Genomic DNA, 26,673 nt, shown 5'->3' with positions numbered 1-26,673 from the left:
AGGGACCGAGAAGGGACCGAAGCGGGCCCGGCGGCCCGTGCGGCCGGGACAACGGGCCGCCGACGGTGGCAGGGTGAGAAACCGAGACCCCCTCCAGAAACCCGCCGCCGGCCTCAACGGCCTCCTCGGCCACGTCGGCGCCGACCTCTCCCCGCACGAGGTGCGTGCCGCCGCCCACCTCCTCCACGGCCCCGAACCCTGCCGTGTGCTGCACGGACCGGGCTGGGCCCTGGCCGCGGGCCGGCTCTCCGGCGACGGCGGTGTCACCGCCGCCTTCCACGGCGACATCGACAACCGGCTGGTCCTGTTCACCCGCCTGGAAGCGGGCGGGCACCCGGTCGCCGACCGGGACACGGCCGCGGTCGTACGCTCCGCCTACCGGGCGGACGGCCACGCGTTCGCCGCCCGCATCGACGGGGCGTACGCCGCCGCCGTCGTCGACGAACAGGCCGGCCCCCTGCTGGTCCTGGCCACCGATCCGGCCGGGGCGACCCCGCTCTACTACCACTGGGACGCCTCCCGCGGACGGCTCCGCTTCGCCACCCAGATCCCGGCGCTGCTCATGCTGATCGGCAACCGGCCCGCCCTGTGGGAGCCCGGCCTCGACGCCTACCTCACGGCGGGCGTCCCGCTGGCCGGCCGGACCCTGTTCGACGGGATCCGGGCCCTGCCGCCCGGCACCACCGCCCTGTGCTCCCGCAGCGGGCTGCGGCTGATCCCGCGGACGTCCCCGGCAGCCCCGGCGGACGACCCCGCCGGGCACGGCCGGCGCCCGCCGGACCTCCTCGGCGAGGTCCGGCGGTACGCCGGCGGCACCGCCCACGGACCCGCCTGCGTCCTCGGCTCCGCGAGCCCCGGCGCCGGACTCGTGGCCGAACTGGCCACCCTGGCCCGGCCGGAGCTGCCCGCGGTGCCCCCGCCGGACCGGAGCGGCCGCCCCGCGGGGCTCGACCCGGCCCGGCTGCCCGAGGTGCTCCCGCACCTGGCCTGGGTGCTGGGGCAGCCCGACCCGGACCCGGCGGCGCTCATCACGTACGCCCAGGTCGACGGGGCGCGCCGCGAGGGCTTCCGCACGGTGCTGGACGCCGGGGCCGTCGACGGGATCATCGCCGCCCGGGCGCGGGTCGACGCGGCCGTCGCCGGCGGCGCCGAGTGGCTGACCGGCTATGCCGGCGCGCTCGCGCCCGTCCCGGCCGCCACCCGCTTCCGCCTGTACAGCTCCGACTACCGCGCCTACCTCGCGGACCGCGCCGCCTCGGCCGACCCGGGCGGCGAGGGCCGTACGGGCCCGGCCGGATCCTGCGGCGCCCCCGGCTCCCTGGCGCAGTTGCTCTGCGCGCCCCCGGGCGGCGGCTGCCGCCGCGCGGCCCTGACCGCCCTGGAGCTGGGCGACCTGCTGCCCGCCCGGGTACTGCGCCGCGTCGCGCACATCGGCGGGGCGCACGGGGTCCGGGCCCGGCTCCTCCTGCCCCCGCACACCGTGTGGTCCGCCGCCCCCGCCCTCACGGGCGGCCGACTGCCCGCCCCCGGCGCCGGCGGGCCGCTCAGCGGGCTGCTGACCGGGGCGGGACCGCTGGCCGGGTTCGTCCGCGACGTGCTCGCGCCGGAGCGGCTCCGGGCCTCCGGGCTGCTGGATCCGGTCGCCGTGAACCGGCTGCTGGTCGCTCAGGCCGCCCGGCCGGACGACCGCAGGGCCGCCACGGTGTGGTCGCTGATGATGTTCGAGCTGTGGCGTGAGGAGTACGGGCTCACCCCGGGCTCCCGCTCGGCCGGCCGGCCGCGGCGGGCCCGGACCCCGGCGGGCCTGCCCGCCATCCAGCGTCGGCCGCCGATCCTGTCATGAGGCGGGCCGGGGGCCGGGGGCTGGGGCCGGGGGAGGGGGCATACGAAGCGTCCCGCCGCAGAGGACTGCGGCGGGACGCGCTGGACAGGGGGCGAGGGGATAAAGGGCTGGGGGAAAGGGTGCCGCCGACGGGCATGCGCTCAGCACGGCCCGTTCGGACACTTCTTCTGGGGCTTCCCCGGCCCGCTCGGTTTCGCCGTGCGGCAGGCGCGCAGCGCGATCAGGGCGAGGGCCGTGGCCGCGATCGCGGCGAGGGCGAAGTCGGTCGGGTCGAACCGGTGGTCGGAAGGATGTGTGGTCATGATGGTGCCTCTGAGGCGGGAGCCTCGGTCGGGGGTGTGAGCGCCGCCGAGGTGTTCGGGCGGCGGACGGGAAGATCCGTCACGCTCGACTGTGACCCGCCCGCTGTCCCGGGTTCATGAGTCGCTGGTCCCCTCGTACCGTCACCGCTGCCCCGGGCGTACCGTCACCCCTGCGCCCGGCCGTCGTGGTCCAACCCCTCTGCCGCCTGCCCCTCTGCCGTCGGCCCGCCCCGCATCGGCAGCACCGCGTGGACCAGCGTGCCGTGACCGCCGTCCGGGAGCGGGCCCACCGTCAGGCTGCCGCCCAGCTCGGCGGCGCGCTCGGTCATCGAGCGCAGCCCCAGCCCGCCGCCCGTGCGGCCGCGCGACCCGCCGCCGAGGGCGTGCAGGCCGGTGCCGTCGTCGGCGATCTCGACCGTGACGTTGCCCCCGGCCACCCGCACGGCGAGCCGGGCCCGGTCGGCCCGCGCGTGGCGGACGACGTTGTGCAGGGCCTCGGCGGCGATCCGGTACAGGGCGACCTCGACGGCGGCCGGGAACGGCGGCAGCGGGTCCGGGTCCAGAGTGACGGCGACCGCCAGCCGCGGTCCGGCCAGGTTGCACGACAGCTCCTTCAGTGCGGCGCCGAGGCCGCACCGGTCCAGGCAGTCCGGTGTGAGCCCGTCGACGATCCGGCGGAGCTCGTCGATGGCCGCGGCCACCCCGTGGGACACCTTGCCGAGCTGCCGGGAGACGTCCTGCTCCGCCGGCAGGGCCGCCAGGACGGTGTCGAGCTGGAGCCGCAGCCCCGACAGGGCGGGGGCCAGCCCGTCGTGCAGGTCGCGGCGGATCTGGCGGCGGGCCTCCTCCCGGGCCAGCACGATCCGCTCCCGGCTCGCCTGGAGGTCCTCGTACAGCCGCAGGAAGGCCACCGACGGCGCGGCCTGGTCGGCCAGGAGGCGGAGCATGCCCGCGTCGAGCGGGGCGAGGGCGTGGTCGTCGGTGCGCCGGCCGATCTCCAGCCAGCCGATGACGGCGTCCTCGTGGGTCAGTGGGAACCGCTGCCACCAGTCCTGCGGGTCCTCGCCCCGCAGTGCTGCGACGCGCGGCCCTTCGCTGGTCATGACACTGACCCGGACCGCGGGCAGGGCGAGGGCCTCCGCCACCGTGTCGCACAGCAGCCGCGGGGCGACGTCCGGGCTGACCGCGCTGCTGAGCCGCTCGGCGAGCTCCCGTACGGCCCGGTAGGCGCGGGCCCGCTCGCCGTACGCGTTGTGGTCGGCGGCCTGGAGCACCCGCCGCATCGCGTACGGGGTGCCGAACATGGCCGCCAGGCCGCCCAGGGTGAGCAGCATGCTCAGTACGGCGGGCGTGCCGGCCAGCCAGCCCGACAGCGGCAGGACGACCAGGAGGTACGCGACGACCGCGCCGGTGACCCAGACGAGCACCAGCGGCGCCCGGCGGGACGATCCCCCGGACTGCCAGGCGTGGTCGGTGACGAACACGTAGGCGATCGCCGGCGGCAGCAGGACCACCGGGACGTAGAAGAGCAGCCTGATCGTCTCGGGGCCGAGGTCCTCGTAGAAGAACGCGGCCACGTTGGTGGACACGTACACGCCGGTGTACACCGCCAGCAGCGGCCACAGCAGCGACCGGTCCAGTATGTCGCCGGTGCGGCGGCAGCGCGGCCAGCGGGCCGCCATGACGGCTGCCCCCACCAGGGGAAGGAGCGGGTGCACGTACGGGACGGGCCCCACGAAGGTCCACAGCCACTGCGTGAAGTCCGCCCAGCCGCCCCCGGCCAGCGGGGAGGCGAGCCCGTAGGGGGAGCGGACGGCGTAGGCGCACCAGGTCTCGGCGAGCGCCCAGAGCGCGCACACCGCGAAGAGGACCCGGCCCGGGAGGCCCGGCAGCCGGCCGGAGGGCAGCCACAACGGCAGGGATAGGGCGGTGGTGTCCCAGACGGCCTCGCCGAGGATGCTGCCCATGATGAGCACGGCCGCGGCCGTGCCCGACACGCCGAGGGCCGCGCCCGTGGCGAGCGCGGCCTCGGACACCAGGACGGCCGTCGGTGTGAGCAGGAGCAGCCAGCCCAGCCGGCGGGCGGGGGAGCGGGCCATGACGAGCGCGCCGAACAGGACGGTGCCCAGGCACAGCAGCTCCTTGGCGGCGAAGTCCGAGAACCCGGACCGCTGGAGCCGGGGGACCCCGGAGTCGACGAAGCGGAGGACGACCCACAGCACGGTCGCGGCGAGCGCCACGAGGCACACGGTGGTGACCGGGCCGGGCCCGGTCCTGCGCACAGGCCGGGAGGTCTGCGCTGCCGCGTCGCCCATGACGCCTCCTGGAGCGGGTTCGGTCAGGGTGCGACGGCCGGTGTCCCGGGGAGAAGGGACGCAGGTCCCGTCCCGGTCCCGGATCCGTCCGGCCGCCCCCGGCCGCGGGCCGTCAGGTGTCCGAGGGGCCCTGCTCGGCGGCGCCCGGCGTGGCCGAGCCCAGCCCGGCGTCCCGGGCGCGGGCCACGGCCTCGGCCCGGGTGGCGACGTCGAGCTTCTCGAAGATGTGGGTGATGTGGTTGCGCACGGTCTTCTCCGCGACGAACAGCTCGCGGGCGATCCGGCGGTTGTCGTGGCCGCGGGCCACCAGGTCGAGCACCTCGACCTCGCGGGAGGTCAGGGAGGGGAAGAGCCGCTCGGCGTCGCGCTGGGCGCCGGTGGTGACGAGCGCGGCGATCCGGGCGGCGACGTCCGGCCCGAAGACGGCGCCGCCGGCGGCCACCGTGCGGACCGCGTGCAGGACCTCCTCCCGGCCGGCGCCCTTGACCAGGTAGCCGCGGGCGCCGGCGTGCAGGGCGCCCAGGAGCGTGCCGTCGTCGTCCGCCATGGTCAGGACCAGCACCGACAGGCCCGGGTTCTGCTCGGCGAGCCGCCGGGTGGCCTCGATGCCGGACCCGTCGGGCAGGGACAGGTCCATGACCACGACCTGCGGCTGCCCCGTCTCCACCGCGCCGGCCAGGTCCGCGAGGGTCTCGGCCTCGCCGACGACGAGCATGTCGTCGGCGCTCTCCAGCGCCAGCCTCAGCCCCTCGCGAAACAGCGGGTGATCCTCGACGATCACCACACGTACCTGCGTCTTCTCGGACTGCATGCCCCTACTATGCGCGAGGGAGGCGTGACAATCCGTAATTGACCCGGCTCTCGGCGCGCTGCGCGACCCGGGCGCCGCCGGGCTGCTACGCCTCCGCGTCCGCGGCGGGCTGCTCCGGGGTCGTGGCGTGCAGGGCGGCGGTCAGGTAGCGGTGCACCGTGTCCAGTTCGGCCGGGGTGAAGCCGTCCGCCGCGGCGACCAGCCGGGAGATCAGCGGGCCGAAGAACGACCACCCCAGGTCGACGGCGTTCTCCTCCACCGACAGCAGGACGCGCCGCCGGTCCTCCTCGTCGCGCCGGCGCCGCACCAGCCCCAGCCGCTCCAGCCGGTCGAGCAGCGCCGTCACGCCTGCCGAGTTCAGCCGCAGCGCCTCGCCGAGCCGCCCCGGCGTGGCCTTCGTGCCCGCCCGTTCGGCGTCGAGCAGGAAGATCAGGGCCCGCAGGTCGGTGGGGTGGAGGCCGTTGCGGGCCGCGAACTCCGCCCCGCGCAGGTCGAACGCGACGGTCACGGCGCGCAGCAGGTGCACGAGGCGCATCTCGGGGGCCAGGTCGTTCCTCGCTCGGTCATTCCCTGCTCGGTCATTCCTCACTCGGCTAGTATCTCGCTCAGCGAGAGATTTACCAATCGGGCCACCCGGAGGTTGAGCCGTCATGTCCTCGTCAGTCGAGTTCTTCGCCGCCTACGACGCCCTGCTCGCCCGCTGGCCCGCCGGCACCGAAGAGCTGGACGTCCCCACCCCGTACGGCACCACCCGCGTCCACGCCCACGGGCCCGCCCAAGCCCCGCCGCTGCTCCTGCTGCACGGCGGCGGCGCCACCGGCGCCGTCTGGTTCCGGACTGCCCGGGCACTCGGCGCCGGCCACCGCGTCCTGGCCGTCGACATACCCCGCGACGCCGGACGCAGCATCACCGACGGGCGCCCGCTGCGCACCGCCGCCGACCTGATGGACTGGCTGGACGCCCTCCTCGACGGCCTGGGCGTCGACCGCGCCCACCTGCTCGGCCATTCGTACGGGGCCTGGATCGCCCTGACCTACGCGCTGCACAGCCCGGGCCGGGTCGACCGGCTGGTCCTGCTCGACCCGACGCAGTGCTTCGCCGGATTCCGCCCGGCGTTCCTGCTGCGGTCGCTGCCCGTGCTGCTCCGGCCGACCGCGGCCCGCGCACTCGCCTACCTGGACCGGGAGACCGCCGGCACCGACACCGACCCGGAGTGGAAGCGGCTCTACGCCCTGGGGGCCGAGGCCTTCGCGGGCCGGCGCCCGGTGGTCGGCCGCCGGCCGGACGCCGCCCGGCTGCGGGCGCCGCTCCTGGTGCTGCTCGCCGGCCGCAGCAGCACCCACCGCGCCGCGGACGTCGCCGCCCGCGCCCGCAGGGCCGTACCGCACGCCCGGATCGAGACCCTCCCCGGCCTCACCCACTTCGCGATGCCCACCGCGCTGCCCGCCGACGCGGAGCACCGGATCGCGGAATTCCTCGCTCCCGCGGTCGCCCCCGAAGGAGCCCCCGACGGGGCCGCGCGGACGGCCTGAACCTCACGGCAAAGCGGCCCCGGCCCGGAGCGCCGGCGCCACAGGGGCGCCCGGACCCGGGCCGGGGCGTCCGCGGGTCAGCTCCGGCCGAGGAGCTTGTTCATCTGGGCGATCTCGGCGGACTGGGAGGTGATGATCGCCTCGGCCATGGTCTTGGCCGCCGCGAAGGAGCCCGTCGTCTGCTCCGTCTTGGCCATCGCCACGGCACCCTCGTGGTGCTTGATCATCAGTTCCATGAACGCGGTGTCGAACGCCTTGCCCGACGCGTTCTTCAGCCGGTCCATCTCCTGAGCGTTCATCATCCCGGTCATCCCGGCCGTGCCGTGCGCGGAGTGGTCCATGGCGCCCTCGGCGGGCACCTGCTCGCCCCACGAGGTCAGCCACCCGGACAGGGTCTTGATCTCGGGGTCCTGCGCCTTCTTGATCTCCGCGGCGAGCTTCTTCACCTCGGCGTTCTCGGCGCGGGTGGAGGCCAGGTCGGCCATCTCGACCGCCTGGCGGTGGTGGGGGATCATCCCCTTGGCGAACGCGGTGTCCGCGGCGTTGTGCTGCCCCTGCGCGGCGGGCGCCGAGGCCGGAGCGGACGGGGCGGCCGACGCGGTGGCGCCTTCGTGCGCGCCGTGGCCGGCGGAGCTGTTGCCGCTGCCGGTGCCGCCGTTGCCGCCGCAGGCCGCGAGGGCGAGGACGGCCGCCGCGGAGACGGCGACGGCGGTGGCGGTGCGGCGGACGAGGGAACGCTTGCTGCTCATGGTGGTGCTGCTCCTTGATGCGGCGCAGCCCGGTACGGCGTACGGGTACGTACGGGTACGAGGCGTGCGCGGGGAAACGGATGAAGAGGTGCCGGTGGCACGGCATCGCCACCACACCCCCCGCCGGCCGGTGTCGGACGGGGCGGGCAGGGGCGGGGCCGCGCGGGCCGCTCTAGATCCGCAGGAGCTGCAACTCGGCCAGGTCCGGCGGGGCCCGGTCGGTTGCCGCCGACGCAGGCACCGCGCCGGGGTGCACCGGCTCGGGACCCGCGCCCGCGAGCGCGGCGGTCAGGGCCGGAGGCGCGTATGCGGAGCCGATGCCGGCGGCCGCACAGGTCGCGTCGGCATGGCCCAGGTGGCCCGATCCGCCGTCGGTGTGCGAGCAGACCCTGTCCCGGTCAACGGCCGGAGCCGAGGCCGACACCGGGGCCGCGGCCGCATGGACGGCGGCCGTCGCGTGCCCGGCGTGCGCCGCCTGCGCGGCAGCGGCCGGACGGGCGGCGGCGGGGCTGGGCGACAGGGCGTGCATCCCGAGCACGCCGGCCAGCAGCACCAGTACCAGCAGCGCGAAGCCGCGCCCGGCGGGGCGGCGGCTCGTCGGCTGCGCGGCAAAGGTCACGGGCCCATCGTACGGAGGCCGGTTCCGCGCGGACGCGGCGGGAGGGCCGTCCGGCGGAACGGAACCACCCGCCCGCACCACCCGACGACCCTCCACCCCGTCACCGGACCCCCGGCCTGCGGGAACTGCCACTACCGGCCGGAGGCCGGGTCCTTCGCCAGTACGGACGGCGAGGTCGCGCGCTGCTGGGGGACGGCCGCGCCGAGCCCGGACGGCTTCGGGTCCCGCTGGATCGCGACCGTGTGCGTGGGCGCGGGGATCGAGATCCCCTCCTCCCGGAACCGCCGGTGCAGCCGTTTGACGAACTCGTGCTTGATCCGGTACTGGTCGCTGAACTCGCCGACGCCGAGGATCACGGTGAAGTTGATCCGGGAGTCCGCGAAGGTGTGGAAGCGGACGAGGCCCTCGTGTTCGGGGACCGCGCCGTTGATCTCCGCCATCACCCCGTCGACCACCTCCAGCGTCACCTGTTCCACGTGCTCCAGGTCGCTCTCGTACCCCACGCCCACCTGCACCAGGATGGTCAGCTGCTGCTCGGGCTGCGTGAAGTTGATCATGTTCGTCTTCGCGAGCCGCGCGTTCGGGATGATCACGAGGTTCTTCGACAGGTTGCGGACCACGGTGTTGCGCCAGTTGATGTCGACGACGTACCCCTCCTCCCCGCTGGTGAGGCGGATGTACTCGCCGGGCTGCACCGTCTTCGAGGCGAGGATGTGCACGCCCGCGAAGAGGTTCGCGAGGGTGTCCTGCAGCGCCAGGGCGACCGCGAGGCCGCCCACGCCGAGGGCGGTCAGCAGCGGCGCGATGGACACGCCCATCGTCTGGAGGGCGACGAGGAAGCCCATCGCGAGCACCACGATCCGGGTGATGTTCACGAAGATCGAGGCCGACCCGGCCACGCCGGTCCGCGACTGGGCCACGGACTGGACGAGGCCCGCGATGACCCGGGCCGTGCTGAGCGTGGCGATGAGGACCAGCAGCGCGGTCAGGGTCTGGTTGAGCAGTCCGGAGACCCTGCTGGTGAGGGGCAGCATCGAGCCGGCCACCGCGGCGCCGGCGAGGAGGGCCGCGCCCGGGGCGACAGGGCGCAGCGCGTCGACGATGATGTCGTCGCCCCCCCACCGCGTCCGCTCGGCGTGCTTGGCCAGCCGTTTCAGGACGGCGCGCAGGAGGAGGGCGGCCAGGGCGCCCGCGGCGAGCGAGATACCGGCCGCGAGCCAGTCGTGCAGGACGAGGTCCCGGTTCAACGGACGCCCTCCGTGGCCTGCCGGGCCGGGGGAGCGGGGACGGGTGCTGCCGGCCGTCGTATGGGGTGTGTCGTCACCATGCCACCTGTCAGTTTGTCGTGCGTGGGGGCCTGTTCGGGCGTACGCGGGTACGCAACCGGAACGGATGGCCATCCTGCCGCATGGAGGTGGCGGTGCCGCGACCGGGCCGGTCGGTCGCCGGGTTCCGCGTCCGGCGCCCAACCGGCCGCCGTCGTACGGTTCATGGCGGTGCGTAAGCGGACGGTGCCGCGGGCTACCGCGGGGCCTGGGCGCCGGCCGGATGGGCGCGCCGCCACTCCGTCCGGGCACCGAGCGCACACAGGACGGCGACCAGCGCGGTGACGGCCACGATCAGCCACTCCAGAGCCCCGCTCCCGGCATCCGGATCGACGCCGAAGAGCAGCTCGATCCAGTCCCGCCGGACCAGCGTGACCAGGAAGAGCAGGGCGGAAAGGCCGCCGAGCACGATCTCCGCCCAGAACCGCGGACGGACCGGCCGTTCCCGGCCGCCCCTGTCGTGACGCGCCCCGCCGTGCGGTGCACGGTGGAAGGCGTGGAAGGCCATGGCGGAGCCTCCCCTCTCTCCGGGGCCGGCAGCCGGCACCTGGGAGCGCGGCACTCCGGGGCACGCGCGGGTACTGCCTGCTGCCGTATCCCAGTCTCCGCGCCCCTCCGGCGCGGGGCAACCGGCAGGCCCTTCCCCTTGGTTGCGGTGTTCAACCGGTCGCGGCGGCCGCCCGCCGAAGCAGCGGACGGCCGCCCGGTGCGCTAGGCCGCGCCCGGGACCAGGCCGTCCGCGACGAGGCCGGCCAGCACCGCCTCGCCCAGGGCGTGCACGGCGGACTGCGGCCGGACCATGACGGTGAACTCCTTGATCCGGCCGTCCTCGGCGAAGTGCAGCAGGTCGATGCCGTGGACCTCGCGGCCGTTCACGGTCGTCCGGAACAGCAGCACCGCGGACGGGGCCTCGCCGCCGTCCGCGGTGGTCTCGGAGCTGCCGTCGAAGCGGCCGACGTAGCGGAAGTCCTCGAAGGTCCGCAGCAGGACCCCGAGGAGCCCCAGCACCATCGGCCGGCCCTCGAAGGGTGTGAACTTCACGGGGCTGAACAGGCGGACGTCCTCGGTGAACAGCTCCTCCACGGCGGCGAGGTCGCGGCTGTCGACGGCGGCGCGGAAGCGATCGGCTGCGTTCATGGCTCCTCCGGGTCCTCAGTGCATACTCATCAATGTGAGTAGTCAGATTCTTGAGTATCATGGCGGGCGTGCCGCTGCCCAGAGGGCGGCGCCGAGGAGACGGGAGACGGTCCCATGGCCTTGCGCCACGCCGTGCTGGCGGCCCTGCTCGACGCGGAGCTGAGCGGCTACCAGCTGGCCAAGTCCTTCAGCGTGGGCGTCGCGAACTTCTGGCACGCCCTGCCCCAGCAGCTCTACGCCGAGCTGGCCCGGCTGGAGAAGGAAGGCCTGGTCGCCGGCCGGGAAGTGGTCCAGGACACCCGCCCCAACAAGCGCCTGTTCACGGTCACCGGCGCGGGGCTCGCCGAGCTGGAGCGGTTCACGGAGGCCGCCGCCAAACCCTCCTTCATGCGCGACGACCTCGTGGTCAAGGTCCACGCCGCCGACCACGTCGACCACGGCGCGCTCCTCGCGCAGCTCGCCGAACGCGCCGAGGTCGCCCGCGCCAAGACCGCCCTCTTCGGCCAGCTGCTGGAGAAGATGCGCGGCGGCCGCACCGAGGAGGAGTTCCTCCGCCACGGCGAGCGCGTCGGCCCGTACCTGACCTGCCTGGCCGGCATCGCCTACGAGCAGGCCAACGAGCAGTGGTGCGAGCGCACCATCACCGTCCTCGGGGAGAGGGAGGCCGCCGATGCCCGCCGACAGCGCTGACCCGGACTCCGGCCGCCCCGGCGAGCGGCCGCCCGAGCCGTTGGAGCCGTCCCGGCTGTCCAAGCCGTCCGAGCCGTCCGAGCGGTTCGAGCGGTTCGCGCGGTACGTCGCCCTCGGCGACAGTCAGACCGAAGGCCTCGGCGACGGCGACGACACCACCGGCCTGCGCGGCTGGGCCGACCGCCTCGCCGAGCAGCTGGCCCGCCACCACCCCGGCCTGCTGTACGCCAACCTCGCGGTCCGCGGCCGCCTCGCCGGCCAGGTGCGGGCCGAGCAGCTGGCCCCCGCCCTCGCGCTGCGCCCCGACCTCGCCACCGTGGTCGCAGGGATGAACGACCTGCTGCGGCCCCGGTTCGACGCCGACGAGGTGGCCGGCCACCTGGAGGCGGTCTTCGCCGCGCTCACCGCCCAGGGCGCCCGGGTCGCCACCGTCACCTTCCCCGACGCCTCCCGGATCACGCCGCTCGCCCGCCCGCTGGCGCCCCGCGTCACCGCCCTCAACCACCGGATCCGCGAGGCCGCCCGCCGCCACGGCGTCGCCGTCGCCGAGACCGCCCACCACCCCGTCGTGACCGACCCCCGCCTGTGGAGCCCGGACCGGTTGCACGCCAGTCCGCTCGGCCACGCGCGGATCGCCGCCGCCGTGGCCGAGGCCCTCGCCCTCCCCGGCAGCGGCGACTCCTGGACCCGCCCCCTGCCGCCCGTACCGCCCCCGACCCGCCGCCGGACCGCCGAGGCCGAGCTCCGCTGGGCCGCCGGCTTCCTCGGGCCCTGGCTGCTGCGCCGGGTGCGCGGCCGATCCTCCGGCACCGACCGCACCGCCAAACGCCCCCGGCTCCTGCCGGTGTGACCGGGATCACGTGTGCCGGAGCGATGATTCCGCCGCACCGCGGGTGTCTCTTCCTGTGTCACCCAGGAGATCGACAGCAACAGGAGCGAGTCCCATGCGCATCGTGGTCAGCGAGTTCATCAGCCTCGACGGTGTCGTGCAGGCCCCCGGCGGCCCCGACGAGGACCGTGACGGCGGCTTCGCCCACGGCGGCTGGACCCACCCGTTCTTCGACCCGGAGATCGTCGGCGGCGCCTTCGCCGACACCGTCACCCAGGCCGACGCGCTGCTCTACGGCCGCCGCACCTGGCAGACCATGGCCGCGGCCTGGCCCGGGCGGGCGGGCGACCCGTTCGCCGACCGGATGAACTCCCTCCCCAAGTACGTGGTTTCCGACACCCTCAAGGACGCGGACCTGACCTGGGAGAACACCACCCGCATCGCCGCCGGCGAGGCCCTCGGCCGCATCCGCGCACTCCGCGCGAGCGAGGGCGGCGACCTGGTGGTCATGGGCAGCCCCACCCTCGTCCGCACCCTGATCGCCGAGGGCCTCGTCGACGAACTCCGGCTCGTGGTCATGCCGGTGCTGCTCGGCGGCGGCAAGTCGGTCTTCCCGGCCGACGGCGGCCTGCGCACCCTCGAACTGATCTCCTCCGTCACCGGCCCGGCGGGCGCCCAGGTCGTCACCTACCGCGCCGCCGCCCGTTCCTGACCCTGACCACCCGGCCCCCTGCCCCGCTGGTTCATCCGGCGGGGCTGAATACTGCGAAGACGGAGGGGCCGGGGGGCTCAGGTGCGTGCGATGCCGGCGACGAGCAGGCCGAGCGCCGAGAGCAGGGCCACGCCGTACAGGCCTTCGAGCACGCGCCGGGTCACGACGCGCTCGCCCGGGCCGCCTGCTCCAGCGCGCGCATCAGCTGCCGGATGATCCTGGCCAAGCCCCTGGCGTGGTTCCAGTTCGCGTGGGGGCCGGACCCCAGCGGGCCGACCGCCGCGAAGTACTCCCATTCGGCGAGAGCCTCGAACGCCCCGACCGGGCGCTGCTCCGAAGGCATCTCGCAGAGGGCGTCATGGAGCCTCTGCCCGCAGGTGACCAGGCCGTCGACGAGCACCGCAACGCCCTCCGGACCGGGCCGCTCCCCGTACGGGGCGAGCGCCCGGGAGACCAGGGCGGTCGCGTCCGCGTGATTCTGAGGCATTGCCATGCCGGTGCTCCCTGCCGTCGTGAGGAGGTGGAGACACCAGCGTGACGGCCGGGCGAGGGGCGAACACTCACAGAATTGTGAGTGCTAGATGCCGATCCAGCGGGCCATCCCCCCGAGGCTGTCCGGGGCTCGCCGCGACATGTGCACCAGTCCGCGGATGGTGGTCCGGGTACCGGGCAGATGCCGTGTCTGTTCCGGCGCCAACTTCCTGGCCTCCGCCAAGTACCGCAGTGACGTCTTGGCGGAGCCGGCCTCCATCTCGACAAGCGCCCGATCCGCCAAATAGCGAGCCCGGCGCGACATCAGCATCGACTCCGGCAGCTTCAGCGCGCGGGCCTGGCCGAGAGCATCATCGAAGCAGCGCATCGCGATCGATGCACCAAGCTCGTGCAGCCGGACGTTGACCCGCCCGAACGAGAGCCAGTGCACCTCCCTGGCTTCGCCGCCAACCCGGTCCGCCAGGTCGCGGGCGGCGGCCAGATGCGTTGCCAAAGCGGTGGCGTCCTCGTTCTTCGCGGCGACCGTGGCCGCCCCGAGGTGGAGCTGCCCGGCCACGGCGAGGGCCTCGCGGCTTGTCTCCTCGGCCAGCAGGCCGTGCCCCGACGAGATCAGCGGCAGGCTTGTCGCACAGCGCCAGAGGATCGCCCGCTTGTATCGCTGCACCGCCTCGATACACGGGTCGGAGGCCCTCTCCGCAGCCCATCCCATCCGGTCCAGGGCGACGCGGGCGAGGTCAGGGTGGTCAAGCTTCAGCGCCACATCGTGGGCGGTCCGGTACGCCGAAGCGAGGGCCCGCCACAGCGACGCTGACGGGGCCGTCCACACAGCGTGGGTCAGTTCCACGATCAGGCCGGGCAGCGCATTGGCCGCCGCACGCAGGTGCGCGGCACGCACCTGTCGGCACAGCCCATCCGCCTCGGCGATCAGCTTGGGCGCCGGCCGGACAGCGGTCAGGTCCGGGTTCGGCCCGAGGCCGAACCGGTCGAGCGCCTCCCGGATCGGGGCGACGAGGGCGAGCAGCCGCTCGGAGGGCAGCAGTGCCATGGCCGGCGGTCCTGTCAGCTTGGACGTGTCCACCCCAAGCGCTCGCGCCACTGCCGCCACGAAACCGGGAGTTGCGGAGCGCGCACCGCACTCGACCTGGTTCAGCAGGCTGAGGCTGTACGGAATTCGGTCGGCCAGCTCTCGCTGTGAGAGACGTCGTAAGCGACGCTGCTCTCTGATCCGAGAACCGGTGTGGTCGTCGTCGGGTAGAGGCATACTGGTCTCCGTCCAAGACTCGTCATCAAGGACGGTACCCGTGCCCGCGGCGCTGGGTGCGCGGTCGCCACCGGCTCCTTGGGAGTTGGGGGCGATTGCATAGGCTCGGGAGCCATGACGACGAGGACCTTGTACCTGCTCTGCTCAGCCGCCCCGCCCGTTTTCGAGATCGCCAGGGTGGTGGAAGAGGCGCAGCGTCGCGGCTGGGATGTCTGCCTGGGCCTGACCCCGACGGCCGCCGACTGGCTGGAGGACGGTCTCCCGGGGTTGGCCGCACTGACCGGGCATCCGGTGCGCACGCGGTACAAGCGGCCCGGAGGGCCGGACGTGTGGCCATCCGCGGACGCGGTGCTGTTCGCCCCGGCGACCATGAACACCGTCAACCGGTGGGCGCTGGGGATCACCGATACGTGGGCCGTCGGGTTCGTGGCGGAGGGCATCGGCAAGGGCATCCCGATGGCCGTCATGCCGTGCGTGAACGCCGCGTATGCGCAGCACCCCCAGTTCCCGCTGTCGCTGGAAACGCTCCGGTCGGCCGGTGTCCGGGTGCTGTACGGCGAGGGAGGGTTCGTGCCGAACCAGCCGGGCGAGAAGAAGCCGTACCCGTGGGGGCCGGCCCTGGACGCCTTGGACAGCATGGCGCCGGTGCACGGGGCCTGAACGCACGAAAGCGCCCCCTCGCACTTCACTCCCCGCCGAAGGCGGGGAGGCAGTTCGATGAGTGGTTGTCTGCGTGATCCCGTTGGGGGTCGTGCAGGCCGTTCGCGTCCGGGGCCGGAGAAAAAAGGACATGTGGCCGGTTCCGGTGTGGTGTTAGGTTCTCCGTGTGCCGAAGTTGAATCAGATCATCGCCGTTGAAAAGGGCGTCAAGTCCAAGTCCCTGCAGGAACTGACGCAGGCCCACCACGATGTCCAGAAGCCCGCGCTGCTCGCCGGCATCGCGCGTACGTACCAGCCCAAGGACGAGGAGGGGGAGCAGCTGCCGCCCGAGTCCACGCGGGTGCAGGTCAAGGCCGAGGACGTGCTGCGCGCGACGGCGGCGACCCTGACGCGGCTCTTCGACGTCACCGCGACCAAGGACTGGGCGAACCGCACGGCCGTCGCGGACGTCGTCGTCGACGGAACGGTTCTGCTGCCCCAGGTCCCGGTCCCGTACCTGCTCTTCCTGGAGAAGCAGCTCACCGACCTGCACACCTTCGTCCGGAAGCTCCCGGTGCTGGACGCCTCGGAGTCCTGGACCCTCGACCCCTCGACGGACTCCTGGAAGACCGACGCGGTCCGCACGATCCGCACCAAGAAGGTGCCGCGCAACCACGTCAAGGCGGAGGCCACCGACAAGCACCCGGCGCAGGTCGAGGTGTACTACGAGGACATCGCGGTCGGGTACTGGACGACCGTGAAGTTCTCCGGCGCCCTCCCGGCCCGGCGGGTCAACGAGCTCCTGGAGCGGGTGGAGAAGCTCCAGCAGGCCGTCAAGTTCGCCCGCGAGGAGGCCAACGGCGTCGAGGTCACCGACCAGCGGGTCGGCGATGCGGTGTTCGGCTACCTGTTCGGGTAGCCTCAGGACTCCCTCCTTTTGAGCGGGGAGGGTGCGCGTGAAGCGCAAGCTGAAACTGAAGTTGAAGCTGATCCAGGGGTAACGGTTGGGGGTTCGAATCCCTCCCCCGGCACACGAGCCGGGGTGGCCCAAGTGGTAGAGGCGGCCCCGTAAATCTCAGATTCTCGCTCCAGTCTCAGTATTCGCCGCCGAACACCGGATCGACCGAGCGCGGACGATCATCGATGGATGGGGGTTCAAGTCCCCTCTGTGCCTCTCTCGTGGCGCGGTAGTTCAAAGGTAGAACACATCGATCTCAGAATGATCCGCGACTCTTAAACGCCGCCGGTGTGCGCAATTGGGTGGCACACAGGAGCCCGGGAGCTGGACATACTCCCGGGCTCCGTCACACGTGCCGAGGCGGCCGCCCCACCGAACGGCCCCGCCCCGCTGCCGAATCGGCTCAGCCCGCCCGGTGGTGGTGGACGCCGCGCTGGCCGGGAACCGTCTTCAGCCCGCCAGGATCCGGGGCCGGCCGCTCGGGGTCGGGGTTGCCCCGGACCGGCGCCGCGGGCGCCATCGCGAGGAGGGCGATGCAGCCGAGGACCGCGACGAGGATGAGCACCGTGACAAGGGTCATGTTCTTGCCTTCCGCCGGGTACTGAGTGCCTGTCATCAGCTGATGTAACCGGAATGACGAGCGGTAAACACGAAGCGTAGTGACACTTCCGGGTTATGTACTGCTCAGTCCGTCAATTCGTCAGATCCCGCACGTAGTCACCGCCCGCGAGCGGACCCCGCAGTACCGCGGGCGGCACCTCCAGCAGCTCCACGAGCGCCGCCGCATGCGGGACCAGCCGGCGGCACGTCGCGGTCAGCTCGCGCCCCAGGCCCGCTGCGACCGCGGGGGAGAGCAGGCCGGCGGCCGCGTACCAGTCGGCGTGCGGCAGTACGGCCTCCAGCCCCAGCAGGCGGTACAGCCCGGCCCGCACCTCGCCCTCCGCGCCGCCCTCCGCGCCGACCGGCTCGCCACCCGGCTCCGGCTGCCACTGCGCGGCCAGCATCCGCAGCGTCACCCGCGCCCGGTGGGCCTCCGCGAACGCCTGCGCCGTGTCCAGGTGCTCGTGCCATGCCGCCGACGGCTCCTCCCCGGCCCCGGCCGCGCCGCGCAGGGCGGCCGCCAGCCGCTCGTACAGCGCCCGCTCCCGGGCCCCCAGCAGCAGCGGCCAGTCCGGCTCGGTCCCCTCGTCGGGTGCGTGCCGCGGCGGCGCGGGCGGCGGCTCGTACGCGTCCCCGGTCACCATGTGCCATGCGGCGTCGAGCAGCATCAGCTGGTTGTCCCCGCCCGCCGAACGGAACGCGGACGTGAGCGCCTGGTACTCGATCAGCCGGTTCTCCGAGAAGAACCCGGCAGCCCCGCAGGCCGCCCGGCAGCGGTCCACCGCCCCGTCGGCCAGCCCGTCCACCGCCACCTTCACCTGCGCGAGCTCCCCCATGACCGCCGGCGGCAGCCCCCGCCCCCGGCCGCCGCCCGGCGGTATCCGCCAGCTCACCTCCGTGACCTGCCGGGCCATCGCCGTCGCGGCCAGGGCCCGCGCGGCCGCGCCGAACAGCAGCCGCTGCTGGTTGGGCCGCTCCAGGGCGTACGCGACCGCGCCCCAGCGGTCCACCGTGCGCCGGCGCCCGGCGTGCGGCAGCGCGACGGCGACAGCCGCCCGGGCCACCGCCGCCAGCCCCGCCGTCACCGCCCCCCACGCGAAGCGGCTCCAGCCGGTGCTGCGGGCCGTCCGCAGCCGCGGATCGCCCAGCGGGTCGTGGAACTCCCCGGCCGCGGACACGGACGCCCCGTCGGCGAGCCAGCGGTGGTAGGGCACGCGCACCCCCTCGAACCGCACCGCCGCGTAGTCCAGCGGCAGCAGCGAGGTCCGCGGCCTCGGGCTGATCGCGATGCCGGCCGCCGGACCGCCGTCACCGCCGCGCAGCGGCACCAGGAACAGGTGCGTGCCGTGGTCGGTGCCCGACACGTGCAGCCGCGCACTGACCACGGCCAGCCGGGGCAGCCCCGGCATGCCCACGTTCGGCGGGTACTTGGCCGCCGCCGCATCGGGGGAGGTGAGCACGAACTCGCGCGCCGCCGGGTCGTACACGGCCTCGGTACGGATGGCGGTACTGCTGCTGCCCAGCCCCACCTCGGTGTTCATGGCCGCCCCGACCGACCGCCCGGAGGCCAGCTCCGCCACGTCCTCGGCCGAGGCCCCGAAGTCGAGCGCGGGCCCGATCGCCATGCACTGGTGCAGGAACAGGACGTGGAAGAGCGCCGGATCGGCCATGGCCGTCAACTCCAGCAGGGAACGCAGCCGTTCCTGCTCCACCGGCCCGCCGGCGAGCAGCGGCACCGGCGAGCCGATCCGGTCGTGGAGGTGGCGCAGCCGCTCGTACGTCCCGACCCACGGCTGCGCCGATCGCGGGGTGCAGTCGTCGAAGACCGGGTCCTCGAACAGCTTCGGGAGGTCGGGGTCGATCACCGTGCGGTCTCCTGCTTCTCCTCGGTGTGGTTATGGACCCGGTACCGGTCTGCGGGGGCGGCGCCGGCCGGGGCGTACGCGTTCCGGTCGTGCTCCCAGGCGTCGATCGCCGCGGCGATCTCCGCGGCGTGGCTCTCCATCATCGTGAAGTGGTCCCCGGGCACCTCGCGGACCGTGTGCGGCAGCCGCCAGGCGACGGGTCGGCCGATCGGCTCCCGGGCACGGAGCAGCAGGGCGGGCGCGGGCCCGTCGAGCGCCTCGGGCCGCCAGCCCCGCAGGATCCGCAGGTAGCCGCCCGTGGCGGTGAGCCGGGTCGTGCCGATCTCCCCGTTCCCGTCCGCGGCGCGGTGACGGCGCTCGGCCTCGGCGAGGAGCAGCGTCAGGTCGTCGGACGGTGCGGCCCTCTCATGCCAGGGGGTGTCGATCAGCACGATCCCGGCCGCCGGGCTGCCCTGCCGGGCGAGTTGCGCGGCGATCGCCCATGCGATCCACCCGCCGGACGAGTGCCCGCACAGCAGCACGGGCCCGTCGTCCGCACACTGCGCGAGCGCCCCGAGATGGACGTCCACCAGCGCGCCGAGGTCGGCGGGCAGCGCCTCGCCCGGCCCGAACCCGGGGTGCGGCAACGCCAGTACGCTGCGCCGTCCCGCGAACTCGGCGGCCAGTCGGGTGTATTCGTGCGGTCCGCCCGTCGGCACCAGCGACGGCAGGCACACCAGCGCGGGTACGGGGCCACTGCCGTCACCGCCGACGACGAGCCGCACGGGCCGCTGCACCAGCCCGGGCGCCTCCGCCGAGGTGAACGAAGGCCGCAGCAGGGAAGCGGTCGCCAGCAGCTCCACGGCCACCGCACCGCGGCCCTCCGCCGAAGCCTGCCGGAACAGCCCCGACAGCCCGTCGGGCAGCGGCCCGGCGAGAACCGCATGCTCCGCGGGAGGTGCCGCGATGGGCGAGCGAAGCGAGGTGGGGGTCCCCCCGGCCGGAGGCTGGGGGAGGTCGTCTGCGGCCCGGTGGGGGCTGATCGCGCCGTTCCCCGCGGCCCTTCGGGACGCTGCCGAACCGCCGTCCGTGTCCGGGGAGCGCCGGCTCGTACGCGCCCCTGGCGTGGCGTTCTCCGGCCGGGGGGCGGGGGCCGGCTGCTCCCACAGGTGGGCGGCGAGGGCGCGGGCGGTCGGGTGGTCGAAGACCACGGTCGAGGGCAGCGCCAGGTCCAGGGCCCGGGAGAGCCTTCCCCGGAGCTCCACCGCGGCCAGCGAGCCGGCGCCGAGCTCCAGGAAGGGCAGGTCCGGGTCCACGGAGTCCGCATCGCCGTAGCCGAGCACCGCCGCCGCGGACTCCCGTACCAGGAGCAGCAGTTCGTCCGCGTCGAGCGGTCTCGCCGCCGCGGCGTGCCCCGCTGCCGCCTCGCCCGGCGGCGCGGCCTCGATCCCCTCGCCGGCCCCGGCCGGACGTGCCGCGGGCCGGACGGAGAGCCAGTACCGCCGCCGTTGGAAGGGAGAGGTCGGCAGCACCTCGGCCGGGACCGGCCGGGACCCCGCGGACACGGCCGCCCAGTCGACCCCGACGCCCTGCACCCAGGCCTCGGCCGCCGACAGCAGCAGGCGCCGCACGCCGCCCTCGCCGCGCCGCAGGCTGCCCGTGGCCAGGGCGGGCACGCCCACCCGCTCCGCCGTCTCCTGCACCGCATACGTGAGGACGGGGTGCGGGCTGACCTCGACGAAGGTCCGGAAGCCCGCCTCCAGCAGCGTGGCCACGGCAGGCGCGAAGGCCACCGGGTTGCGCAGGTTGCGGTACCAGTACCCCGCCGTGAGCTCCTGCCCGGTGAGCCAGGCCCCGTCGACGGTGGACAGGAACGGTGTCGACACCGCACCCGGCAGGGTCCCGGCCAGGTCCTCGGCCAGTACGGCCTCCAGGGGCTCCACGGCCGCGCAGTGCGAGGCGTAGTCCACGGCCACCCTGCGCGCCCGCACCCCCTCCGCGGCCAGCTCCGCCAGCAGCGCGTCGACCGCCCCGGGGTCCCCGGCGACCACCGACGCGCACGGGGCGTTCTCCGCGGCGACGGACAGCGGCGGCCCGCTCCGCCCGGCCAGCCGGGCCGCCAGCTCCGGCGCGGGCAGGGACACGGCGGCCATCGCCCCGGCGGGCAGCCCGCGCACCGCGCGGGCGCGCAGGGCGACGATCCGGGCGGCCTGCGGCAGCGTCAGCGCGCCCGACACGTACGCAGCGGCGATCTCGCCCTGCGAGTGGCCGAGCACCGCATCCGGTTCGACCCCGTACGAGCGCCACCGCGCCGTCAGCGACACCATCATCGTGAACAGGGCCGTCTGCGCGACATCGACCCGGGTCAACGGCGGGGCACCGGCGTCGCCGCGCAGCACCGCCAGGACCGACCAGTCCACGTACGGGGCGAGGGCCTCGTCGCAGGCCGCCGCGGCCTCGGCGAAGACGGGGGACTCCCGTAGCAGTTCCGCACCCATGGCCTCCCACTGGGAGCCCTGGCCCGGGAAGACGAACACCGTCCGGCCGGTCTCCCCGGCCGGCAGCACCCCGGTGACGAGGTCGGGGTTCTCCCGGCCGGCCGCCAGGTCCGCCAGCCCGGTGCGCAGCCGTGCCGCCCGGTCCGCCCCGTGCACCCCGTCCGCCACGACGACGGCACGCCGCCGGAAAGCCGGGTCGTTCGGGGCGCGGTGCACGGCCAGGGCGCGGCCCAGCCGCGCCGGATCGGCCCCACGAGCCGTCTGTCCCAGCCGGGTGGCCAGTTCGCGCAGCGCGGGCCGGCCCTTCGCGGCCAGGACCCACGGCACCGCTGCTTCGGCCGCCACCGGATCCGGAGCAGGGTCCGCCGTCGGGTCGGTCGCCGCGGGGTCCTCGACCGCCGGATCCTGCAGGATCACGTGCGCGTTGGTCCCGCTGATCCCGAACGCCGAGACGCCCGCCGCACGCCGGCCGCCGTCCGCGGGCCGGGGCCACGGCCGGGGCGCGGCGAGCAGTCGTACGTCGCCCGCGGCCCAGTTCACGTGCGGGGTCGGCTCCTCGGCGTGGAGGGACCGCGGCATCTCCCCGTGCCGCAGCGCCAGGACGGCCTTGATGACGCCGGCGACCCCCGCCGCGGCCTGCGTGTGGCCGATGTTCGACTTGAGCGAGCCCAGCCACAGCGGCCGTTCCGCGTCCCGGCCCTGGCCGTAGGAGGACAGCAGGGCCTCCGCCTCGATGCGGTCGCCCAGCGGCGTACCCGTGCCGTGCGCCTCCATCAGGTCCACATCGGCCGGCGCGAGGCCCGCGTCGGCCAGGGCCAGCCGGACGACCTCCCGCTGGGCCGGGCCGCTCGGCGCGGTCAGCCCGTTGCTGGCCCCGTCCTGGTTGACCGCCGAGCCCGACAGCACGGCCAGGACGGGCCGCCCCGCCCGGCGGGCGTCCGACAACCGCTCCAGGACGAGGATCCCGGAGCCCTCCGACCAGCCGGCCCCGTCCGCCGAGGCGGAGAACGCGCGGCAGCGGCCGTCCGGCGAGAGGGCGCCCTGCCGGCTGAACTCCACGAACGACGCCGGGGTCGACATCACCGACGCCCCGCCGGCCAGCGCCAGCGAGCACTCGCCCCGCAGCAGCGCCTGCCGGGCCAGGTGCAGCGCCACCAGGGAGGAGGAGCAGGCCGTGTCGACGGTGAGCGCCGGCCCGGTCAGCCCGAGGGTATAGGCGATCCGGCCGGCCGCCACGCTGGAGGCGTTGCCCGTCACCAGCAGCCCGTCGTGCAGGGTGGGGTCCTCCTGGAGGCGGGGTGCGTAGTCGGAGGACATCAGCCCGACGAACACCCCGGCGGGGGAGTCACGCAGCGCGGACGGCGGGATGCCGGCCCGTTCCAGCGCCTCCCAGGCGGTCTCCATCAGCAGCCGCTGCTGCGGGTCCATGGCCAGGGCCTCGCGGGGCGACAGGCCGAAGAACTCCGCGTCGAAGTCGGCGGCGCCCTCCAGGAAGCTGCCGTGGCGCACGTACGAGGTCCCGGGCCGGCTGCGGTCGGGGTCGTGGAGGTGGTCGAGGTCCCAGCCGCGGTCCGCCGGGAAGGGGCCCACGGTCTCGTCGCCCGCGGCCAGCAGCCGCCACAGGTCCTCGGGCGAGGCGATGCCGCCGGGGAAGCGGCAGCCGATGCCGACCACGGCCACCGCTTCCGCGTCCGCATCCCCTGCCGGGCCCGGGCCCTTGCCCTCGCCTGGGCCGGGGGCCGCCGCGGGTGTCCCGGAGGAGCCTCCCGTGGCCCCGGTCGCGAGGCCGACCAGGTGCCGGGCGAGGTGCCCGGGCGTGGGATGGTCGAACACGGCCGTCGTCGACAGCGCCAGCCCCGTACACTCCCCGAGCCCGGCCGCCAGGCGCACCGCGCCCAGCGAGTCGAGCCCGGCCGAGCGGAAGCTCACCGCCGTGTCCGCCTGCGCCAGGCGGGCACCGCCCACTGCCGCCGCCTGCTCCCGTACCAGGGCCAGCGCCGTGTCCAGGGCGGCCCGTTCGGGAAGGCCGGCGATCCGCTGCGCCCAGGCCGGCACGGCCTCCCGCACCGGCTGCGCCAGCAGCGCCGCCAGCCGGCCGCGGGCCACCTTCCGTGTGGGGGTGACGGGAACGGCGTCCACGACCACCAGTTCCAGCGGCCACTTGTACGCGGCGACGCCCCGGGCCGCGAGATGCGCCCGTACGTCCTCCAAGGTGAGCCGGGCCCCCGGCCTCAACTCGGCCAGCAGCACCGGGTATTCGCCGAGCCGGTCGTCGGCCCGTCCGGTGACCGCCGCGTTCGCCAGCTGCGGCAGGTCGGCGAGCAGCGCCTCCACCTCGGACGCGCTGAACTTCAGCCCGCCGACGTTGATCCGTTCCGCCTGCCGGCCCCGGTAGCCGATCGTCCCGTCCTCGTACCGGCACGCCAGGTCGCCGGTGCGCAGCCAGCCGTCAGCGGTCAGGGCCGCGGCGGTGGCCTCCGGGTCGGCGAGGTAGCCGCGGAACAGCGACGGCCCCCGGAACTGGAGCTCCCCCGTCTCCCCGGCCGGGCACGGCGCGCCGTCCTCGCCGACGACCCGGACCCGGCCCTCGCCGACGGGCCGGCCGATGCTGCGGGCGGCGACCGCGGGCGGGTCGTCGGGGGAGGTGCTCAGACCGGCCCCGACCTCCGACATGCCCCACTGGACGACGGTCACGGCGCCCAGGACCCGGCGCGCGCCGGCCACCAGGGCCGCCGGCACGGCCGCCCCGCCCGTCCGGACCTCCCGCAGCGCAGCCACCGGTCCGGGCGTCTCCACCAGGTCGCGCAGCTGGGCGGGTACGGCGAACAGCACGCTCGCCCCGGTCGCGGCCGCCAGCTCCCGGAAGGCGTCGGCGTCCCAGCGGGGCAGCAGCGCCTGCCTGCCGGTCGCGATGAGGGAGAGGTGCACGGAGAACAGGCCGAACAGGTGGGTGAAGGGGCTGGCGCTGACGAGGGTGTCCGCGGTGGAGGACCGGGCCTCGAACGCGGTGACCGTGGCGTTGCCGAGCAGGCCGCCGTGCGTGTGGATGCAGATCTTGGGGCGGGCGGAGGTGGTGCCGGAGGACGGCATCAGCACCAGCGGCATGTCGGGGGTGACCTCGACGGGGTGCGGAGCGAGGCCGCGCCGCTCCCGTAAGAGCGCCTCGTACGGGCCGGGCCCGGGCCCGTTGCCGTCGCGCGGGGCGTCGGGACCCACCGGGATCAGGAACTCCAGTTCGGGCAGCTCCGCCCGGGCGGGCGGCTCCGCGGCGCCCGGGTACAGCAGGGCCCGGGCCGCGGTGCGCTGCAGGAGGGCGGTCACCTCGCGGGTGCCGAGCGTGCTGTGCAGGGGGAGGAGCACCGCGCCGACGGCGGCGATGCCCACGTGAGCCACCAGGAACTCCCAGGAGTTGGGCAGCTGGACCGCCACCACGTCGCCGGGCCGGATCCCGAGGTCCTGCAGGGCCCGGCCGAAGGCGTCGGAGTCCGTGCGCCAGTCCTGCCAGGACCGGGTGCCGGCGGCGTCCGGGGCGGCGACGGCCGTGGCGTCGCCGCCGGCCGTGACCGCAGCCGCGAACAGCTCCGGCAGGGTGGGCCGGGGGGTCGTCCAGCCGCCGGTGCCTTCCGGCTCGGGGGTGGTCGGGTAGTCATGGGGGTGGATGGCCATTTATGCGTGCTCCGAACGGGTGAAGGCGGGCAGGGCGGAGGCAGCGGAGGCAGCGGCGGTGCTGCGGCGGCGGGCGCGCAGCAGGGAGCCGTCGAGCGGCAGGGGCATGGTGTCCACGAGGTCGAACCCGGCCTCGGCGAGCAGGCCGCGGTAGTGGTCGAGGGTCCGCTCGCGGCCGCCGACGTTGCACAGCATGTGCAGGTTCCAGGCCACGGCCAGGGATTCGCCGCCGTCCGTGGGCAGGAGCCGTTCGATGACGAGGAGTTCGCCCTCCGCGGGCATCGCGTCCGCGCACCTGCGCAGGATGTCCAGGCACCGCGCGTCGTCCCAGTCGTGCAGCACCCGCGACAGGACGTACACGTCCCCGCCGCCGGGCACGGACCGGGTGAAGTCGCCGGTGAGGAACGTGCACCGGTCCGCGGTCCCCGCCTGCTCCAGCCGCTCCCGAGCCGCCGCGACCACGTGCTCGCGCTCCAGCAGCACGCCGCGCAGCCGGGGCGCGGCGCCCAGGATCTGCGCCATCAGCTCGCCGTTGCCGCCGGCCACGTCCACGACCACGTCGACCCCGGGCCGGTCGACGACCGCCGGGACCGGCCCGAACATGGGGGAGCTCGCCTGCATCGACCGGTCGAAGACCGTGTCCCAGGGCGGGTTCTGCGCGAAGTACGGGAAGTGGTGGGCGCCGAAGTGGTGCAGGAACGCGTCCCGGCCCGTCCGCACCGCGTACAGCAGCCGGCCGAACGACTCGTAGAACGGGCCGCCGTAGATCAGCGCCAGCGGCCGCATCGAGTGCGGGGCGTCCTCGCGCAGCAGCTCGCCGAGCCCCGTCAGCGCGTACGTGTCGCCGTCCGGCCCGTACGGGCCGACCAGCAGTCCGAGCGTCGACAGGTAGCGCAGCAGGCGCCCGAGCCCGTCGGCGTCCGCGCCGACCCGCTCCGCCAGGCCGGCCGCCGCGGCGGGGCCCCCGGCACCGGGGGAGAGCGCGTCGAAGACGCCCAGCTCGGCGCCGACCGCGATGGCCTGCGTCTGCCAGGCCCCCGTCATCAGCTCCAGCAGCACGCGGGCCGGCTCGTCCTGCACCGGCAGGCGGTGCGCGGCGAGGGCCGGCGCCCGGTGGCCCGGCATGAGCAACTCCAGGCGCCCGTACGGGGTTCCGCCGGGGGCGGCGGAGCGGAAGTACAGGACCGTGACGTCCTCGTGCGGGTTGTAGCCGCCGCCGTCGGGCCGCATGCCCGCCCGCTCGACCAGCAGGTGCCGCAGCCCGGCGAAGACGACCTCGTCGGTGGAGGTCACCCGGAAGGCGATGTGCGCCTCGTTGCGCTCCGCCCGCTCCCGCCGCACCAGGTGGTGGAGGCACACGGCGGACTCGTCCGGCACGGCGTCCGGTGCGGCGTCCTGCGCGGCGTCCGGTACGGGCAGGCAGAACACCTCGATCTCGCCCAGCTCCCCTTCCGGGGTGGCGGCGGCCGCGCGGACGATCGACACCTCCAGCGCCTCCGGCGCGATCCCGTAGCGGGCGCGGAGCCGGTCCCGTACGACGGTGCTGGGCATCGGCGCGCCCGCCTTCAGCCCCAGCCCCGCCAAGGCGCCGGCCACGTCCGCGCGGGGCCGCGGGAACACCAGCACGGCCGCGTGCGCGGGCACGCACCACGCACCGAGGGACTCCCGCTCCCCGTCGCTCAGCGCCGGCGCCAGCGTGCGCAGCATCCGGGTGACGGTCCCGGAGGAGCGTACGAGCGCGGCGGCCTCACCGATCGCCGTGAGGTCCTCGGCATCCAGGACCGCGGCCCCGGCCTGCTGTTCCGTCATGCTCTGCCCCTCGGACGGGCGCCCCCCCGAAACGGCGCCGGA

General features: G+C 75.0%; 22 protein-coding genes. 7 read left to right on the top strand and 15 right to left on the bottom strand.

The genetic code is table 11. The features are described 5' to 3' along the window. The first annotated feature begins 73 nt into the window (after positions 1 to 73). A complete protein-coding gene (locus tag ACIQUT_RS16160; protein ID WP_403563541.1) occupies positions 74 to 1,843 on the top strand; it encodes a hypothetical protein in 1,770 nt (589 codons plus the stop codon). Between the two features lie 140 nt (positions 1,844 to 1,983). On the opposite strand, the gene ACIQUT_RS16155 is transcribed toward ACIQUT_RS16160, so the two are convergent. From ACIQUT_RS16155 to ACIQUT_RS16140, 4 genes are all read right to left on the bottom strand, one after another. Beyond that, the gene (locus tag ACIQUT_RS16155) at positions 1,984 to 2,145 is read right to left on the bottom strand and encodes a hypothetical protein (RefSeq protein WP_403563540.1); all 162 of its coding nucleotides are present in this window, start codon (positions 2,143 to 2,145) and stop codon (positions 1,984 to 1,986) included. A 164-nt stretch (positions 2,146 to 2,309) separates the two neighbouring features. Beyond that, positions 2,310 to 4,460, bottom strand: coding sequence for a sensor histidine kinase (locus ACIQUT_RS16150; protein WP_403563539.1), 2,151 nt, complete (start codon positions 4,458 to 4,460; stop codon positions 2,310 to 2,312). Between the two features lie 112 nt (positions 4,461 to 4,572). Continuing rightward, a complete protein-coding gene (locus tag ACIQUT_RS16145) occupies positions 4,573 to 5,271 on the bottom strand; it encodes a response regulator (protein WP_403563538.1) in 699 nt (232 codons plus the stop codon). Between the two features lie 85 nt (positions 5,272 to 5,356). Further along, on the bottom strand, positions 5,357 to 5,806 hold the full coding sequence (locus ACIQUT_RS16140) for a MarR family winged helix-turn-helix transcriptional regulator (protein ID WP_403563675.1): 450 nt from the start codon (positions 5,804 to 5,806) through the stop codon (positions 5,357 to 5,359). A 115-nt stretch (positions 5,807 to 5,921) separates the two neighbouring features. Here ACIQUT_RS16140 and ACIQUT_RS16135 point away from each other — a divergent pair, with 115 nt between their 5' ends. Next, positions 5,922 to 6,803 carry an alpha/beta fold hydrolase gene (locus ACIQUT_RS16135; RefSeq protein ID WP_403563537.1) on the top strand — a complete coding sequence of 294 codons (882 nt, stop codon included), beginning with the start codon at positions 5,922 to 5,924 and terminating at the stop codon, positions 6,801 to 6,803. Positions 6,804 to 6,880: 77 nt separating this feature from the next. On the opposite strand, the gene ACIQUT_RS16130 is transcribed toward ACIQUT_RS16135, so the two are convergent. From ACIQUT_RS16130 to ACIQUT_RS16110, 5 genes are all read right to left on the bottom strand, one after another. Further along, the gene (locus ACIQUT_RS16130) at positions 6,881 to 7,552 is read right to left on the bottom strand and encodes a DUF305 domain-containing protein (protein ID WP_403563536.1); all 672 of its coding nucleotides are present in this window, start codon (positions 7,550 to 7,552) and stop codon (positions 6,881 to 6,883) included. 172 nt (positions 7,553 to 7,724) lie between these two features. Then, positions 7,725 to 8,171, bottom strand: a complete 447-nt coding sequence (locus ACIQUT_RS16125) for a DUF6153 family protein (protein ID WP_403563535.1) — start codon at positions 8,169 to 8,171, stop codon at positions 7,725 to 7,727. Between the two features lie 131 nt (positions 8,172 to 8,302). Then, on the bottom strand, positions 8,303 to 9,418 hold the full coding sequence (locus tag ACIQUT_RS16120; protein WP_403563534.1) for a mechanosensitive ion channel family protein: 1,116 nt from the start codon (positions 9,416 to 9,418) through the stop codon (positions 8,303 to 8,305). Positions 9,419 to 9,692: 274 nt separating this feature from the next. Beyond that, positions 9,693 to 10,004 (bottom strand): ABC transporter permease, encoded by a 312-nt coding sequence (locus ACIQUT_RS16115; protein ID WP_403563533.1) that lies wholly within the window; start codon positions 10,002 to 10,004, stop codon positions 9,693 to 9,695. 203 nt (positions 10,005 to 10,207) lie between these two features. Beyond that, a complete protein-coding gene (locus ACIQUT_RS16110; RefSeq protein ID WP_403563532.1) occupies positions 10,208 to 10,633 on the bottom strand; it encodes a nuclear transport factor 2 family protein in 426 nt (141 codons plus the stop codon). Positions 10,634 to 10,747: 114 nt separating this feature from the next. On the opposite strand from ACIQUT_RS16110, the gene ACIQUT_RS16105 reads away from it, so the two are divergent. From ACIQUT_RS16105 to ACIQUT_RS16095, 3 genes are all read left to right on the top strand, one after another. Next, a complete protein-coding gene (locus ACIQUT_RS16105; protein ID WP_403563531.1) occupies positions 10,748 to 11,323 on the top strand; it encodes a PadR family transcriptional regulator in 576 nt (191 codons plus the stop codon). Continuing rightward, a complete protein-coding gene (locus ACIQUT_RS16100; RefSeq protein WP_403563530.1) occupies positions 11,304 to 12,173 on the top strand; it encodes an SGNH/GDSL hydrolase family protein in 870 nt (289 codons plus the stop codon). Before ACIQUT_RS16105 ends, ACIQUT_RS16100 begins: the two co-directional genes overlap by 20 nt. 94 nt (positions 12,174 to 12,267) lie before the next feature. Then, positions 12,268 to 12,864: a dihydrofolate reductase family protein gene (locus ACIQUT_RS16095; protein WP_403563529.1), complete on the top strand. Its 597-nt coding sequence runs from the start codon at positions 12,268 to 12,270 to the stop codon at positions 12,862 to 12,864. Between the two features lie 160 nt (positions 12,865 to 13,024). On the opposite strand, the gene ACIQUT_RS16090 is transcribed toward ACIQUT_RS16095, so the two are convergent. Both ACIQUT_RS16090 and ACIQUT_RS16085 read right to left on the bottom strand, forming a co-directional pair. After that, complete coding sequence (locus tag ACIQUT_RS16090) at positions 13,025 to 13,357, bottom strand: DUF6415 family natural product biosynthesis protein (protein WP_403563528.1); 333 nt, start codon at positions 13,355 to 13,357, stop codon at positions 13,025 to 13,027. An 84-nt stretch (positions 13,358 to 13,441) separates the two neighbouring features. Continuing rightward, on the bottom strand, positions 13,442 to 14,617 hold the full coding sequence (locus ACIQUT_RS16085; protein WP_403563527.1) for a helix-turn-helix domain-containing protein: 1,176 nt from the start codon (positions 14,615 to 14,617) through the stop codon (positions 13,442 to 13,444). Positions 14,618 to 14,731: 114 nt separating this feature from the next. Between ACIQUT_RS16085 and ACIQUT_RS16080 the strand changes: the two genes are divergently transcribed. Both ACIQUT_RS16080 and ACIQUT_RS16075 read left to right on the top strand, forming a co-directional pair. Beyond that, positions 14,732 to 15,277, top strand: coding sequence for a flavoprotein (locus ACIQUT_RS16080; RefSeq protein WP_403563526.1), 546 nt, complete (start codon positions 14,732 to 14,734; stop codon positions 15,275 to 15,277). A 166-nt stretch (positions 15,278 to 15,443) separates the two neighbouring features. After that, entirely contained in the window at positions 15,444 to 16,175 is a 732-nt protein-coding gene (locus tag ACIQUT_RS16075) for a hypothetical protein (RefSeq protein ID WP_403563525.1), read from the top strand. Between the two features lie 442 nt (positions 16,176 to 16,617). Here ACIQUT_RS16075 and ACIQUT_RS16070 read toward each other — a convergent pair whose 3' ends face one another. The 4 genes from ACIQUT_RS16070 to ACIQUT_RS16055 all read right to left on the bottom strand — a co-directional run bounded on the left by ACIQUT_RS16070 (position 16,618) and on the right by ACIQUT_RS16055 (position 26,631). Continuing rightward, the gene (locus tag ACIQUT_RS16070) at positions 16,618 to 16,830 is read right to left on the bottom strand and encodes a hypothetical protein (protein WP_403563524.1); all 213 of its coding nucleotides are present in this window, start codon (positions 16,828 to 16,830) and stop codon (positions 16,618 to 16,620) included. A gap of 76 nt (positions 16,831 to 16,906) precedes the next feature. Beyond that, positions 16,907 to 18,679 carry a hypothetical protein gene (locus ACIQUT_RS16065; RefSeq protein ID WP_403563523.1) on the bottom strand — a complete coding sequence of 591 codons (1,773 nt, stop codon included), beginning with the start codon at positions 18,677 to 18,679 and terminating at the stop codon, positions 16,907 to 16,909. Further along, positions 18,676 to 24,822 carry a beta-ketoacyl synthase N-terminal-like domain-containing protein gene (locus ACIQUT_RS16060; RefSeq protein WP_403563522.1) on the bottom strand — a complete coding sequence of 2,049 codons (6,147 nt, stop codon included), beginning with the start codon at positions 24,820 to 24,822 and terminating at the stop codon, positions 18,676 to 18,678. Before ACIQUT_RS16060 ends, ACIQUT_RS16065 begins: the two co-directional genes overlap by 4 nt. Continuing rightward, complete coding sequence (locus ACIQUT_RS16055) at positions 24,823 to 26,631, bottom strand: methyltransferase (RefSeq protein ID WP_403563521.1); 1,809 nt, start codon at positions 26,629 to 26,631, stop codon at positions 24,823 to 24,825. Between the last annotated feature and the right edge of the window lie 42 nt (positions 26,632 to 26,673).

It is taken from the genome of Streptomyces sp. NPDC090445, from assembly GCF_044769385.1.
Lineage (GTDB): Bacteria > Actinomycetota > Actinomycetes > Streptomycetales > Streptomycetaceae > Streptomyces.
The sequence above is the reverse complement of the archived record's forward strand: the minus strand, read 5'-3'. Positions and strand labels throughout refer to the sequence as shown.

What these genes read in the sequence shown, in the direction of transcription:
- ACIQUT_RS16155 (WP_403563540.1), bottom strand. Translation starts at nt 2,145, where the DNA reads ATGACCACACATCCTTCCGACCACCGGTTCGACCCGACCGACTTCGCC.
- ACIQUT_RS16150 (WP_403563539.1), bottom strand. Translation starts at nt 4,460, where the DNA reads ATGGGCGACGCGGCAGCGCAGACCTCCCGGCCTGTGCGCAGGACCGGG.
- ACIQUT_RS16145 (WP_403563538.1), bottom strand. Translation starts at nt 5,271, where the DNA reads ATGCAGTCCGAGAAGACGCAGGTACGTGTGGTGATCGTCGAGGATCAC.
- ACIQUT_RS16140 (WP_403563675.1), bottom strand. Translation starts at nt 5,806, where the DNA reads ATGCGCCTCGTGCACCTGCTGCGCGCCGTGACCGTCGCGTTCGACCTG.
- ACIQUT_RS16135 (WP_403563537.1), top strand. Translation starts at nt 5,922, where the DNA reads ATGTCCTCGTCAGTCGAGTTCTTCGCCGCCTACGACGCCCTGCTCGCC.
- ACIQUT_RS16130 (WP_403563536.1), bottom strand. Translation starts at nt 7,552, where the DNA reads ATGAGCAGCAAGCGTTCCCTCGTCCGCCGCACCGCCACCGCCGTCGCC.
- ACIQUT_RS16115 (WP_403563533.1), bottom strand. Translation starts at nt 10,004, where the DNA reads ATGGCCTTCCACGCCTTCCACCGTGCACCGCACGGCGGGGCGCGTCAC.
- ACIQUT_RS16110 (WP_403563532.1), bottom strand. Translation starts at nt 10,633, where the DNA reads ATGAACGCAGCCGATCGCTTCCGCGCCGCCGTCGACAGCCGCGACCTC.
- ACIQUT_RS16105 (WP_403563531.1), top strand. Translation starts at nt 10,748, where the DNA reads ATGGCCTTGCGCCACGCCGTGCTGGCGGCCCTGCTCGACGCGGAGCTG.
- ACIQUT_RS16100 (WP_403563530.1), top strand. Translation starts at nt 11,304, where the DNA reads ATGCCCGCCGACAGCGCTGACCCGGACTCCGGCCGCCCCGGCGAGCGG.
- ACIQUT_RS16095 (WP_403563529.1), top strand. Translation starts at nt 12,268, where the DNA reads ATGCGCATCGTGGTCAGCGAGTTCATCAGCCTCGACGGTGTCGTGCAG.
- ACIQUT_RS16090 (WP_403563528.1), bottom strand. Translation starts at nt 13,357, where the DNA reads ATGGCAATGCCTCAGAATCACGCGGACGCGACCGCCCTGGTCTCCCGG.
- ACIQUT_RS16085 (WP_403563527.1), bottom strand. Translation starts at nt 14,617, where the DNA reads ATGCCTCTACCCGACGACGACCACACCGGTTCTCGGATCAGAGAGCAG.
- ACIQUT_RS16080 (WP_403563526.1), top strand. Translation starts at nt 14,732, where the DNA reads ATGACGACGAGGACCTTGTACCTGCTCTGCTCAGCCGCCCCGCCCGTT.
- ACIQUT_RS16070 (WP_403563524.1), bottom strand. Translation starts at nt 16,830, where the DNA reads ATGACAGGCACTCAGTACCCGGCGGAAGGCAAGAACATGACCCTTGTC.
- ACIQUT_RS16060 (WP_403563522.1), bottom strand. Translation starts at nt 24,822, where the DNA reads ATGGCCATCCACCCCCATGACTACCCGACCACCCCCGAGCCGGAAGGC.
- ACIQUT_RS16055 (WP_403563521.1), bottom strand. Translation starts at nt 26,631, where the DNA reads ATGACGGAACAGCAGGCCGGGGCCGCGGTCCTGGATGCCGAGGACCTC.